Origin of the sequence: Pseudomonas sp. P7779 (assembly GCF_013386315.1) — a bacterium.
Lineage (GTDB): Bacteria > Pseudomonadota > Gammaproteobacteria > Pseudomonadales > Pseudomonadaceae > Aquipseudomonas.
The window spans coordinates 1-437 of record NZ_JACARZ010000202.1 but is presented as its reverse complement, the minus strand read 5'-3'; the positions used below and the strand labels follow the sequence as shown (position 1 = coordinate 437).

Annotated in this window: 2 tRNA genes and 1 rRNA gene; all 3 read left to right on the top strand. The window is 51.5% G+C overall.

Annotation, left to right across the window (positions count from 1 at the left end):
* Positions 1 to 107 (top strand): 16S ribosomal RNA (locus HX869_RS31130); the annotation flags it as partial.
* 83 nt (positions 108 to 190) lie between these two features.
* Positions 191 to 267: transfer RNA gene (locus HX869_RS31125), tRNA-Ile, on the top strand.
* Positions 268 to 297: 30 nt separating this feature from the next.
* Positions 298 to 373, top strand: a tRNA-Ala gene (locus HX869_RS31120).
* Positions 374 to 437: the final 64 nt, after the last annotated feature.

The following is a 437-nucleotide window of genomic DNA, read 5'->3' as shown; positions in this document are numbered from 1 at the left end:
TAGCTAGTCTAACCTTCGGGAGGACGGTTACCACGGTGTGATTCATGACTGGGGTGAAGTCGTAACAAGGTAGCCGTAGGGGAACCTGCGGCTGGATCACCTCCTTAATCGACGACATCAGCTGCTCCATAAGTTCCCACACGAATTGCTTGATTCATTGAAGAAGACGATAAAGAAGCAGCCCGAAATTGGGTCTGTAGCTCAGTTGGTTAGAGCGCACCCCTGATAAGGGTGAGGTCGGCAGTTCGAATCTGCCCAGACCCACCAATTTTGTGTGGGAAACGCCTGTAGAAATACGGGGCCATAGCTCAGCTGGGAGAGCGCCTGCCTTGCACGCAGGAGGTCAACGGTTCGATCCCGTTTGGCTCCACCACTACTGCTTCTGTCTTGAAAGCTTAGAAATGAGCATTCCATCACTGTGATGGTGAATGTTGATT